General features: G+C 73.2%; 11 protein-coding genes. 6 read left to right on the top strand and 5 right to left on the bottom strand.

The window, feature by feature from the left end:
* Together E1291_RS42470 and E1291_RS33035 are read left to right on the top strand one after the other, a co-directional pair.
* On the top strand, positions 1-1,262 hold a 1,262-nt coding region (locus E1291_RS42470), incomplete at its 5' end, for a hypothetical protein (RefSeq protein ID WP_165495398.1).
* A gap of 21 nt (positions 1,263-1,283) precedes the next feature.
* Positions 1,284-1,604 (top strand): DUF5313 family protein, encoded by a 321-nt coding sequence (locus E1291_RS33035; protein WP_131742001.1) that lies wholly within the window; start codon positions 1,284-1,286, stop codon positions 1,602-1,604.
* Between the two features lie 478 nt (positions 1,605-2,082).
* On the opposite strand, the gene E1291_RS33030 is transcribed toward E1291_RS33035, so the two are convergent.
* The 3 genes from E1291_RS33030 to E1291_RS33020 all read right to left on the bottom strand — a co-directional run bounded on the left by E1291_RS33030 (position 2,083) and on the right by E1291_RS33020 (position 4,784).
* Positions 2,083-3,468 carry an NAD(P)H-quinone dehydrogenase gene (locus tag E1291_RS33030; RefSeq protein WP_131742000.1) on the bottom strand — a complete coding sequence of 462 codons (1,386 nt, stop codon included), beginning with the start codon at positions 3,466-3,468 and terminating at the stop codon, positions 2,083-2,085.
* 543 nt (positions 3,469-4,011) lie between these two features.
* A complete protein-coding gene (locus tag E1291_RS33025; RefSeq protein WP_131741999.1) occupies positions 4,012-4,323 on the bottom strand; it encodes a winged helix-turn-helix domain-containing protein in 312 nt (103 codons plus the stop codon).
* Positions 4,320-4,784: a hypothetical protein gene (locus E1291_RS33020; protein WP_131741998.1), complete on the bottom strand. Its 465-nt coding sequence runs from the start codon at positions 4,782-4,784 to the stop codon at positions 4,320-4,322. The genes E1291_RS33025 and E1291_RS33020 overlap by 4 nt, the downstream gene beginning before the upstream one ends.
* A 177-nt stretch (positions 4,785-4,961) precedes the next feature.
* Between E1291_RS33020 and E1291_RS33015 the strand changes: the two genes are divergently transcribed.
* Positions 4,962-5,414, top strand: a complete 453-nt coding sequence (locus E1291_RS33015) for a gamma-glutamylcyclotransferase family protein (protein WP_131741997.1) — start codon at positions 4,962-4,964, stop codon at positions 5,412-5,414.
* 355 nt (positions 5,415-5,769) lie between these two features.
* On the opposite strand, the gene E1291_RS33010 is transcribed toward E1291_RS33015, so the two are convergent.
* Positions 5,770-7,206 carry an FAD/NAD(P)-binding protein gene (locus E1291_RS33010; RefSeq protein WP_131741996.1) on the bottom strand — a complete coding sequence of 479 codons (1,437 nt, stop codon included), beginning with the start codon at positions 7,204-7,206 and terminating at the stop codon, positions 5,770-5,772.
* A 159-nt stretch (positions 7,207-7,365) separates the two neighbouring features.
* Between E1291_RS33010 and E1291_RS33005 the strand changes: the two genes are divergently transcribed.
* Genes E1291_RS33005 through E1291_RS32995 form a run of 3 tightly spaced genes read left to right on the top strand, consistent with a single transcriptional unit; the run spans position 7,366 to position 10,968 of the window.
* Positions 7,366-8,499: a helix-turn-helix transcriptional regulator gene (locus E1291_RS33005; protein WP_131741995.1), complete on the top strand. Its 1,134-nt coding sequence runs from the start codon at positions 7,366-7,368 to the stop codon at positions 8,497-8,499.
* A 40-nt stretch (positions 8,500-8,539) separates the two neighbouring features.
* On the top strand, positions 8,540-9,340 hold the full coding sequence (locus tag E1291_RS33000) for a purine-nucleoside phosphorylase (RefSeq protein ID WP_131741994.1): 801 nt from the start codon (positions 8,540-8,542) through the stop codon (positions 9,338-9,340).
* Positions 9,340-10,968 (top strand): phospho-sugar mutase, encoded by a 1,629-nt coding sequence (locus E1291_RS32995; protein WP_131742002.1) that lies wholly within the window; start codon positions 9,340-9,342, stop codon positions 10,966-10,968. The genes E1291_RS33000 and E1291_RS32995 overlap by 1 nt, the downstream gene beginning before the upstream one ends.
* Here the strand turns inward: E1291_RS32995 and E1291_RS32990 are convergent.
* Positions 10,961-11,479, bottom strand: a 519-nt coding sequence (locus E1291_RS32990) for a PH domain-containing protein (protein WP_131741993.1), incomplete at its 5' end; no start/stop codon positions are given. The genes E1291_RS32995 and E1291_RS32990 overlap by 8 nt on opposite strands.

Genomic DNA, 11,479 nt, shown 5'->3' with positions numbered 1-11,479 from the left:
CCGCGCGGGCCGCCGGACCCGCCGGAGCCGCGCGGCCCGCCGCGGCGGCGCTGCCCGCCGACACCGTCGGGCAGATCGCCAACGGCCTCATCGGCTCCCGGCTGTACGTGTCCACCGAGGCGGGGGCGCCGCTCCCGGCCGCGGCCCAGAACGAGGTCAAGGCCGCCCTGGACCGCGACGGCGACGCCGACGTCCGCGCCGTGGTGGTGCGCGGCGACATCACGCCCGCCGAGGTCGGCCCGATGCTGAAGGCCGTCGCCGAACGCGTCGGCAAGGGCCGGACGTACATCGCCGTCACCGCCGACGGGCGGCGGATGGGCGGCGTCTCCAAGAGCCTCAGCTCCAAGGAGATGAACCAGCTCGTCACCCGCACCAACGGGCTGCCGCTGAAGGACCGGATCATCCGGTTCGGGACTCTCGCCGAGGAGAAGGCCGACAAGGACGCCCGGTCCGGCGCGATCGGCGGGTACGTAACGCTCGCCGCACTCGTCCTGCTGGTCGCCGGCGGCACCGGAGTGTTCCTCGTGAACCGCAGGCGGCGCAGGGCGCGCGAGGAGCGGCAGATGGCCGACCTCAAGCACGGCGTCCAGGAGGACGTGACGCTCCTCGGCGAGGACATCGCGCGCCTCGACCTCAACGTCATGGACCAGAACCTCGACGCCGACACCCGCGCCGACTACGAACGGGCCCTCAACTCCTACGACACCGCCAAGACGACCACAGAGCGGGCTACGCGACCGGAGCAGATGCGCGAGGTCACGACCGCGCTGGAGGACGGGCGCTACTACATGACGGCCACGCGCGCGCGCCTGGCCGGTGACCCCGTCCCTGAGCGACGCCCACCGTGCTTCTTCAACCCGCAGCACGGACCGTCCGTGGAGGACGTCACCTGGGCGCCGCCCGGCGGGGTGGCACGACCCGTCCCCGCCTGCGAGGCCGACGCCGCGGCCGTGCTGCACGGCACCGACCCCGACGTCCGCATGGTCCCGCACGGCGGCGTCCGCCGCCCCTACTGGGACGCCGGTCCCGCCTACGCCCCCTACGCGGGCGGCTACTACGCCGGTTACGGAGGGTTCGACCTGCTCAGCGGCATGATGGTCGGCACCCTGCTCGGCTCGTCGCTCGGCGGCGGCTGGGGCTGGGGCGGCGGCTGGGGCGGCGACGCGTCCGGCGGGTTCGGCGGCGACGGCGGCGACATCGGCGGCGGCTGGGACTTCGGCAGCGGAGACTTCGGTGGAGGCGGCGACGGCGGCGGGTTCTGACCCGGCCCGAAAGGAGCGATCATGAGTCGCATCCCCGGCGACCCGAACCCGCTGCAGCGGGTCGCGTACGCGCTGGGCTTCCGCCTCCCGCCCGGCAACCGCGACTGGGTCAGACACGACCTCACCGACGCGGGCTGGCGGAGCCGCCTCCTGATGCGCCATCTGGCCCTCATGGTCCCGCTGTCCGCCCTGCTGGCGCTGCTGCCCGGCCCCCTGTGGGTCCGCGTCACCGTACCGCTCCTGGCCATCGTCGCCAGCACCCTGACGGTCGCGATCAGCTCCGACGACCTCCGCCGCGCCCGCCTACAACGCCACGGCCTCCGCCCACCCGCCCGCCACTAGGTCGTACTAATTCAACCCCGGCCACGGTCCTCCCCCGGCGACCCGAACCGTGACCGTACAGCCGCGAGCACAAACCACTCCACGACCATCCCGACAGGCCCCGCTCTCGGCATCACCCCACCAGCCAGATCACGCGCCCGCGCGACGGCTGAGGACCACTGCGAGGCGGAGCCTAGCCAGCCCAAGAACTCGCGTCACGGCTCGCACACGGGCTGCGCTCACGCGAACGTGAAACACTTCCCGATCTCCCCGACAGGACCCGCCTCCGGCATCACCCCACCTGCCAGGTCACGCACCCGCGCAACGACCCGGAACCGCTGCGGGACGTCCTTGGCCAGGCCCAAGAGCTCACCTCACGACTCGCTTCCTGAACGCCGCGAAGGACCTCCCGATCTTCCCGGCAGGGCTCGCTTCCGGCATTGCCCGCCGGTCAGGTAGCGCGCTCGCGCGACGGCCCAGGACCGCTGTGGGGCGGGGTTTAGTAGGCGTGCTCGGACATGAGGCGGCGGGACGCCTCCGTGATGCTTCCCGACAGCGACGGGTACACCGCGAACGTGTGCGCGACCTGATCGACCGTCAGATGCTGCTGGACGGCGATCGACACGCCGAGGATCAGCTCGCTCGCCCGCGGGGCCACGATCACCCCGCCGAGCACGATGCCCGTCGACGGACGGCAGTACAGCTTCACGAAACCGTCCTCGAAGCCCTGCATCTTCGCCCGCGCGTTCGTGAACAGCGGCAGCATGACCGTCCGGGCGTTGACGTCGCCGGAATCGACCATGTGCTGCGTCACGCCCACCGACGCGACCTCCGGGTCGGTGAAGATGTTCGACGCCACCCAGCCGAGCTTCAGCGGCTGCACCGCCTCCCCCAGCGCGTGCCACATCGCGATCCGGCCCTGCATGCCCGCGACGGACGCCAGCATGAGCACACCGGTGCAGTCGCCCGAGGCGTAGATGTGCGGGACGGACGTCCGCGACACCTTGTCGACCTCCACGAAGCCCCGCGAATCACAACGGACCCCGACATCCTCCAGGCCGATGCCCTGCGTGTTCGGGACCATGCCGACCGTCATCAGGCAATGCGTGCCCTCGACCTTGGAACCGTCCTCCAGCGTGACGATCACGCCGTTCCCGGACCTCTCCACCCCCGCCGCACGCGACCGCGACATCACGTTCATCCCGCGCCGCAGGAACACCTCCTGCAGCACCGCGGCGGCATCGGCGTCCTCCGTCGGCAGGATCCGGTCACGCGATGACACCAGCGTGACCCGCGACCCCAGCGACAGGTACGCCCCCGCCAGCTCCGCCCCCGTCACACCGGAACCGACCACGATCAGCTCCTCCGGCAACTCCGGCAGGTCATAGAGCTGACGCCAGTTGAGGATGCGCTCACCGTCCGGCTCCGCGCCCGGCAGCACCCGGGGCGTCGCCCCCGTCGCCAGCAACACGATGTCAGCCTGGATCCGCCGCTCCCCCACCGCGACGACATGCGGCTCCACCAGCCGCGCCGCCCCGCGGACGATCTTGACCTCCTCGTAGGCGAGCCGCTCGGCCACATCGAACGACTGCGCCCGCGCGAGATCCTTCACACGCTTGTTCACGGTCGCCATGTCGGCCTCGAGCCCACCGACGATCCCGTCCGGCCCCCCGTTGAACCGCAGACCGAGCCCCGCCGACTCGGACATGACCGCCATCCGGGTCGACGTGGCGATGAGCGTCTTCGAGGGCACGCAGTCGGTCAGCACACACGCGCCCCCCGGACCGTCCCGCTCCACGACGGTCACGTCCGCGCCGAGCTGCGCCGCGACGAGCGCGGCCTCATAGCCGCCCGGCCCTCCTCCGATGATCACAATGCGGGTCATTAGCTCATTCTTGCAGTGCTGTGTCGTGTCATTGCAGCGCCCTCGGCGGTCGGGCCTTGGAGGCCCTCCCTTCCACGAGCACTGCGCGATCGCTCGCATCGCTCCAACTCGCCCAGAGGCTCGCTACGCGATCACGTTCTCGCACACTCGAACCTGGCTCCACACGCGATCGCAGCCACTCCGTCGCCTTCGGCATGCTCAAACCTGTGGCGATCCGGCGCCCCCGGTCCTTGCGGCGCCCCCGGTCCTTGCGGCGCCCCCGGTCCTTGCGGCGCCCCCGGTCCTTGCGGCGCCCCCGGTCCTTGCGGCGCCCCCGGCGGTCGGGCCCTGGAGGCCCTCGCCTCCACGGGGACTGCGCGATCGCTGGCATCGCTTCGACTCGCCCGGGGGGCTCGCTGCGCGATCGGGTTCTTGCGCGCTCGAACCTGGTTTCGCACGCGGTCGCAGTTGGCCCTGCCGCCTTGGGCACCCCCTGTGCTTACTGCGTTGACCTCGACGGGGCCGGTTGCGGGGAGCGGGTCGTGCGTTCTTCGCGGGTGTTCGCTACGCCGTCCGCTGGTGGGGTTCAGTGGTCAGGGGGTGGCCCACGATCTGCTGGAGGGTGGTGACGTAGTCGGCGAAGGCCGCGCGGCCTTGGTCGGTCAGTTTGAGCCAGGTGCGGGGGCGTTTGCCCACGTGTCCCTTGCGGATGTGGGCGTATCCGGCGTTCTCCAGGGCGCTGGCGTGCTTGGACAGGACCGAGTCGCTGATCTCCAGGCTGTCGCGGACGAAGGAGAACTCGGCTTCGGTGGCGGCGGCCAGCAGGGAGACGATCTGCAGGCGCACCGGCGCGTGGATGACGGGGTCGAGGTTCACCGGACGACCTTTCCGGCCGTGCGGGCGAGCACGCGCCGCTCGATCCACCGGAGGGTGAGGGCGCTGTAGGCGGCGCCGACGAGGCCGATGACGGCGCGCTGGAGGATCGGCTCGTAGTCGGCCGCGCCGATGGCCAGGCCCGTCACGCCCATCACGACCGCGATGGAGGCGACCCAGGCGCCGAACTCGGCTCCGGCGGCGAGCGTCCAGGTGCGGGCCCTCCAGCGCACCCGGGTGGTGCGGGACAGTCCGGCGACGGCCAGCCCGAGGACGAGGGCCGCCGCCGCGAGCGTCCCGCTTCGGGCCGCGCCGTGGAGTTCGGTGCCGATGCCGAGCAGGGTGACGGCGGCGATGAACGCGGGGGTGTACCAGATCGGGAGGTGCTGGTGGGCGTACGCGGAGCGCTGGGTGCGCTGGATCTCGGCCAGGGCCTCGGCGGGGCTCGACGCGTTCTGGTCCATGAACAACCTGCTTTCCTGGTCGTGAAGCTGTTTCCATCATGGAAAGTACGCTCTACTTTCCATCGCGTCAAGTACTTTCCAGGATGCCCGCGCGCGGCCTGGCCGCCGTCGCCCGTACAGGTGGTGATCCTCCTTCGCTGCGGACGGCGTCGGCGACGTGGCGTAATCTTGGCCAACGTGGCTTTGTACGCGGCGTACGCCTCCAACATGGACCCTGAGCAGATGGCGAGCCGGGCTCCGCACTCGCCCATGCGCGGCACCGGCTGGCTGGCCGGCTGGCGGCTCACCTTCGGGGGGCAGGACAAGCATTGGGAGGGTGCCCTCGCGACGGTGGTCGAGGACCGTTCCGAGCAGGTCTTCGTCGTGATGTACGACGTGCCCGCCTGGGACGAGAAGGAGCTCGACGCCTGGGAGGGCGCCGCGCTGGACGTCTACCGCAAGATCAGGGTCCGGGTGCAGACGCTCGACGGCGACGTCCTGTGCTGGCTCTACGTCCTCGACGACTATGAGGGCGGGCTGCCGTCCGCGCGCTACGTGGGCATCCTCGCGGACGCCGCGGAAAAGGCCGGCGCCCCTGACGATTACGTCAAGGACCTCCGCACCCGCCCCTGCGCCTCCCTAGGCGACTAGTCCGCTAGTCCGCGTTCGGAGCTCGGGCCCAGGAGATCTGAGAGGCCCCCCGGGGCCCGCTGCGATCGCGCAGCGAGCCCCCGGGCAAGTCGAAGCGATGCCACCAATCGCACAGCGCCCGCTGAAGGAAAGCCCTTCGAGACCCGACCACCAGCGCGCTGCAAAAACCACTGGCTTGAGCTTGCCGGAGGTGGCGAATCCGCTGCGATCGCGTGCGAAGCCAAGTTCGAGCGTGCGAGAACTTGATCGCGCAGCGAGCCCCTGGGCGAGTCGGAGCGATGCTAGCGATCGCGCAGTGTCCGTTGAAGGGAGGGCCTCCAAGGCCCGACCGCCAAGGACGCTGCAATGAACACCGCTAGCGATCACGCAGTGTCCGTTGAAGGGAGGGCCCCCCGGGCCCGACTGCCGAGGACGCTGCTGTAAGACCCGCTATTCCTGAGGTGATGAAGGGGCCTTCGGCGGAGAGGTCGCCTAGTACGTGCAGGCGTGGGTCGGCTGGGAGTAGGCCGCCTGACGGGTGGTGGGTGGCGAGGTCGTTCTCTACGAGTGAGGCCACCAGTTGGGCCGCTTCGCGGGGGACGGAGCGGGGTGGCGGGTTCACGGCGTTGATGACGGTGGTGGTGCGGTGGTCGGTGGCGGCGTGGATGTGGAATGTCCCGTCCGATGCTTCGATCTTCTCGACGCCCGTGACGGTGGTGAGGCGGCCGGAGTCGAACAGGCGGAGCAGGGTCTGCGCGTTGACCGGGACCATCGGTGAGGCGAGGCTCGTCGCGACGCGGAAGTGCTCCCGGAGCCGGTCGCGGTCGGGCTCGGGCATCGATCGCCAGGCCGCCGGGCCGAGGGCGTGCGCCGCCTGTTGTAGGACGCGGCGGCCGATGCGGGGGTCGTCGACGGCGGCGAGTTGGCGGCGGAGCCGTTCGACGGGGTCGTCGGTCGCGGTCGCCAGCGTCTCGGCGGCGAACCGGTCGAAGTCCTCGCCCGCGTCCGCGAGTTCGGCGCGCAGCAGGCCGGTGAGGGCGTCGAGGGTGACGGTGCCGTGGGCGCGGCGGAGTGCCGAGAGGCGCTCGGGGGTCAGGTGTCGCGGCTGGTATCCGGTGGGGCGTTGCCAGACGTGGGGCAGGACGCCGCTGCGCGACACGAGCGTGATGGGGCCGGTGTGGTCGTGGGCGGCGAGCGACACCGCGACGTCCACCGCGGTGAGGCCGCTGCCGATGATGGCGACGGGGTGGCCGGACGGGATCCGGTCGAGGGTGCGGGCCAGGGGGTAGGGGTCCGCCACGAACCCCGGCGCGCCGGTGAGGCCGTAGTGGTCCTGGGGCGTGCCCCCGCCCACGCAGAGGACGACCCGGTCGGCGTGGTGCTCTCGTCCGTTCTCGGTGAGCACTCTCAGGCGGTCGCCTGAGCGGGTCACGCCGGTGGCACGGGCGGCGAGGATGCGGGTGGACCAGCCGTTGTCGTGCAAGACCTGCAATGCCGCTTGGGCCGTGTGCTCCAGGTACTCGCCGTAGAGCGCACGCGGGACGAGGGGGTGTCCGAGCAGATCGTCCATGACTCCGCCGCCGTGTGCCTCCAGCCAGGTGGCGTAGTGACCCGCGTCTGTGTGGTGGATCGACATGAGTGCGGGGGGCGCGTTGACCAGGACCGTGTCGAGGTCAGGGGCGTAGGGGCGTCCCCTCCAGAAGTGGGGCGATGCCTCCAGGATGGTGAGGGTGCCGTGCTGTCCGCCGGTGTGCGCCAGGGTGTCCAGCAACGCCACGGTGGCCGCGCCCGCGCCGACGATCGTGATGTCCATGGTGTCCTTCCGTGGTCCGGGGTCCGAGCCTCGCCGCCCACAGGGCGAGGCCCCATCCCCCGGATGTGGGCGATCGGCCGGGCATGCCCCCTCAAACGGGGGGTTGGCGCGGGACGGGACGTCCGGCAGGCTGGACCGTCTCATGGTGAAGGGGGAGCGATGACCGGCCCGCGCCTCGCCCGGGTGCTGTCGGCCGCGGACCGGGCGGGCGACCCGCTCGGCGTGTTCGGCCGCGCGTCCTCGGCGCTGCGCCGTCTCGTGCCGTTCGACGCCGCCGTGTGGGCGGCCACGGACCCCGAGACCGGCCTGATCACCGCGCCGATGCTGGTGGAGAACCTCGGGTCCGGCGAGGGGTGCGCGGACTACTGGCGCAGCGAGCTGCTGGAGGAGAACGTCGTCCCCTTCCGCGACCTCGCCCGGGCGGCCGTCCCGGCGGCCGGGCTGAGCGCCGCGACCGGCGGGCTGCCCGCGCGCAGCGCCCGCTTCCGGAGCCTGCTGGGCCGCCAGGGCGTGGCCGACGAGCTGCGCGGCGTGCTGCGGACCGGTGACCGGCCCTGGGCCGTGGTGAGCCTGTTCCGCAACGGCGGCGCCCCGTTCGGTCCGGCCGACGCGGAGCTGCTCGCGGGGCTGTCGGCGCCGCTGGCCGCGCGGCTGCGCCGCTTCTCCCGCCCGGCCGGGGGCGGCGGCCGGACGGGCGGCGCGGCGCCGGGGCTCGTGCTCGTCGACGCGTCCGGCGAGGCGACCTCCGTCAACGACGAGGCGCGGCGGTATCTCGCGCTGCTGCCGGACGGGCCGTCCGTCCCGTCCGCGCTGGGCGTGCGGCTGCCCATCTGGGTGGCCGGGACGGCCCTGCAGGCGCGGGCGGTCGCCGGGGGCCGCGACGACGGCGACGCCCGGGTGCGCATCCGCACCACGGAGGGGTGGTGGCTGGCCTGTCACGCCTCCTGCCTCAGCGGCCCGGACGGGCGGCCGGGGCCGGTGGCGCTCGTCCTGGAGCCCGCGCCCGCCGCCGACCTCGCGGTCATCGTCGCCGGCGCGTACGGGCTGACGCCCCGCGAGCTGCAGGTGACCCAGCTCGTCGCCCGGGGGCTGGGCACCGCGGAGATCGCGGCGGCGCTGGTCATCTCGCCGCACACCGTCCGCGACCATCTCAAGGCCGTCTTCGCCAAGGCGGAGGTCTCAAGCCGCGGCGAGCTGGTCGCGCGGCTGTTCGCCGAGCACTACTGGCCGGACCTGCCCGCCGCCGTGCGTCTGCCGGGCGACCGGACGGTCCGGGCCCGGTCCGCGTCCTGACGCGCCGGATCGGCCCGATCACGGCTGTAGTGTCGGCGATGTGAGCAACGACGCCTTCGCACTGGCGCGGGCCGCGGCGGACGAGCTGCGCGCGCGTACCTCCCTCGATTCCTTCGATGTCGCCCTGGTGATGGGTTCCGGTTGGGTTCCGGCGGCCGACGCGCTCGGTGAGCCGGTCGCGGAGCTGGCCGTCGGCGATCTGCCCGGGTTCACGCCGCCCGCCGTGGAGGGGCACGCCGGGCGAATCAGGGTCGTGGAGGTGGCCGGGCGCCGGGCGCTGGTCTTCCTGGGGCGCACGCACCTGTACGAGGGGCGGGGTGTGGACGCGGTCGTGCACGGTGTGCGGACGGCGCTGGCCGCCGGAGTCACGACCGTGGTGCTGACGAACGCCGCGGGGGGGCTGCGTCCCGAGAACCAGCAGGTCGGCCAGCCGGTCCTGATCTCCGACCATCTGAATCTGTCCGGCGCGAACCCGCTGACGGGGGCGAGGTTCCTGGACTTGACCGAGGCGTACTCCAAGCGGCTGCGGACCCTGGCCAAAGAGGCGGATCCGACGCTGGCGGAGGGGGTGTACGCGGCCTTCCGCGGTCCCACCTACGAGACGCCCGCGGAGATCCGGATGCTGCGGACACTGGGCGCCGACATGATCGGGATGTCGACGGTGCTGGAGACGATCGCGGCCCGGGAGGGCGGCGCGGACGTCCTGGGCGTGTCCCTGGTCACCAACATCGCGGCGGGCCTGTCGGACGAGCCACTCGACCACGAGGAGGTCCTCGCGGCCGGACGCGCGGCGGCCGGGCGGATGGGAACGCTCCTGGGCACCGTACTGTCGAAGCTGTGATGGGCGATCTTCGCGCGGAGGCGCGGGAGTGGCTGGCCCAGGATCCCGACCCCGGCACCCGCGCCGAGCTCCGGGCGATCCTGGACGCGGGTGACGACCATGCCCTGGCGGGCCGGTTCGGTGCGCGGCTGGAGTTCGGGACGGCCGGGCTGCGCGGCGAACTTGGCGCCGGGCCGAACCGGATGAACCGGGTCACGGTGATGCGCGCGGCGGCGGGCCTGGCGGCCTGCCTGCCGCCCGGCGGCCTGGTCGCCGTCGGGTTCGACGCCCGGCACGGGTCCCGGCGGTTCGCCGAGGACACCGCCGCCGTCCTCACCGGCGCCGGGCTGCGCGCCGAGGTGTTCGCCGACCCGGTTCCGACGCCCGTCCTGGCGCACCGGGTCCGCACGACCGGGGCCGTGGCGGGCGTGATGGTGACGGCCAGCCACAACCCGCCCCGCGACAACGGGTACAAGGTCTACTGGGCCGACGGCGCGCAGATCGTCCCACCGGCCGACGCGGAGATCTCCGCCGCCATCGACGCCGTCGGGCGCGTCGACCGGCTGCCCCTCGGCGACGGCTGGACGGTCCTGGACGACCTCACGCCCTACCTGGACGCCGTCGCGGGCCTGCGCCTCGGCGACGCCCGCGACATCTCGGTGGTCTATACGCCCCTGCACGGCGTCGGACGCGACGTCTTCCTGCGCGCGTTCGAGCGGGCCGGATTCGCCGCGCCCGCCGTCGTGCCCGAGCAGGCCGAGCCCGATCCCGACTTTCCGACCGTCACATTTCCGAACCCGGAGGAACCGGGCGCACTCGATCTCGCCCTCGCGCTGGCCCGCGAGCGCGGCGCCGACCTGGTGATCGCCAACGACCCCGACGCCGACCGCTGCTCAGTGGCCGTCCCCGGCCCCGCGGGCTGGCGCGCGCTCACCGGCGACGAGGTCGGCGGGCTGCTCGCCGAGCACGTCCTGCGTCACACCACCGGCGAGGACCGGCTGGTCGTCACCACGATCGTGTCATCGTCGCTGCTCGGCCGGATCGCGGCGGCGCACGGCGTCCGCTTCGCCGAGTCGCTCACCGGCTTCAAATGGATCATGAAGGCCGCGCGTCCCGGCGACCGTCTCGTCTACGGCTACGAAGAGGCCCTCGGCCACAGCGTCGGCGACGACCGCGGCGTCCCCGTCAACGACAAGGACGGCATCGGCGCCGCCCTCGCCCTCGCCGCGCTGGCCGCCGAGGCCGAACGCGACGGCCGCACGCTCCTCGACCTCCTGGACGACCAGGCGCGCAGGTACGGGCTGCACGCCACCGCGCAGCTCTCCGTCCGGGTGAACGACCTGTCTTTGATCACCGCCGCGATGGCCCGGCTGCGCGCCCGGCCGCCCGCCGAACTCGGCGGGCGCGCCGTGGAGACGGCCGAAGACCTCGCGCTCGGCGCGGACGGACTGCCGCCGACCGACGGCCTGCGCTTCCACCTCGCCGGGGACGCGCGGGTCGTGATCCGCCCGTCCGGGACAGAGCCCAAGCTCAAGTGCTATCTGGAGGTCGTCCTGCCCGCGGACGACGTCACCGCGGCGCGCGCCGAGGCCGCCGCCGCCCTGGCCGGCCTCCGCGAGGGCGTCGCGGCCGCTCTCGGGCTCAGCTGACCGCCGCCGCGACCGCGAACCCCGCCAGCGCCAGCAGGGGCACCGCCAGCGCCGCCACCGCCGGGACCGACCAGGAGATCGTCCCGGTCGCGGGCGCGTCCTCCTCGGCCCACGCGGCGGCCGCCCGGTCGGGTGCCCCCGACCGGGTCCGCGGCCGCTGCCGTTCATGGATCTCGGTCAGCCGCTGCGCGGCGTACGCCGCGGGCGTGCGTCCCTTCCGCAGCGCCTCGGCGGACTTCCCGGCGCCCCGCCCGGCCGCGCCGCCCCCGGCTTCCCGCCGCGCCCGCGCCTCGGCCCGCGCCTGCGCGCGCGGCGAGGTCTGGTGCACCCACGCCCGCGCCTTGAGCTCCGTCCCGCCCGGCCCGGCGAACCGCACGGTCAGCGTGTGCGTGCCCTGGATCTCCCGGACGGCCCGCCACGGCGCCCGCGCGACACGCAGCGGGTTGCGGACCGTCACCCCGGCGTCGTCCCCGATGATCGCCGGCCGGAGCCCGATGACGTAGGCGATCCC

The organism is Actinomadura roseirufa, from assembly GCF_900659635.1.
GTDB lineage: Bacteria > Actinomycetota > Actinomycetes > Streptosporangiales > Streptosporangiaceae > Spirillospora > Spirillospora roseirufa.
The sequence above is the reverse complement of the archived record's forward strand: the minus strand, read 5'-3'. Positions and strand labels throughout refer to the sequence as shown.

What these genes read in the sequence shown, in the direction of transcription:
- E1291_RS32995 (WP_131742002.1), top strand. Translation starts at nt 9,340, where the DNA reads ATGGGCGATCTTCGCGCGGAGGCGCGGGAGTGGCTGGCCCAGGATCCC.
- E1291_RS33010 (WP_131741996.1), bottom strand. Translation starts at nt 7,206, where the DNA reads ATGGACATCACGATCGTCGGCGCGGGCGCGGCCACCGTGGCGTTGCTG.
- E1291_RS33035 (WP_131742001.1), top strand. Translation starts at nt 1,284, where the DNA reads ATGAGTCGCATCCCCGGCGACCCGAACCCGCTGCAGCGGGTCGCGTAC.
- E1291_RS33005 (WP_131741995.1), top strand. Translation starts at nt 7,366, where the DNA reads ATGACCGGCCCGCGCCTCGCCCGGGTGCTGTCGGCCGCGGACCGGGCG.
- E1291_RS33030 (WP_131742000.1), bottom strand. Translation starts at nt 3,468, where the DNA reads ATGACCCGCATTGTGATCATCGGAGGAGGGCCGGGCGGCTATGAGGCC.
- E1291_RS33020 (WP_131741998.1), bottom strand. Translation starts at nt 4,784, where the DNA reads ATGGACCAGAACGCGTCGAGCCCCGCCGAGGCCCTGGCCGAGATCCAG.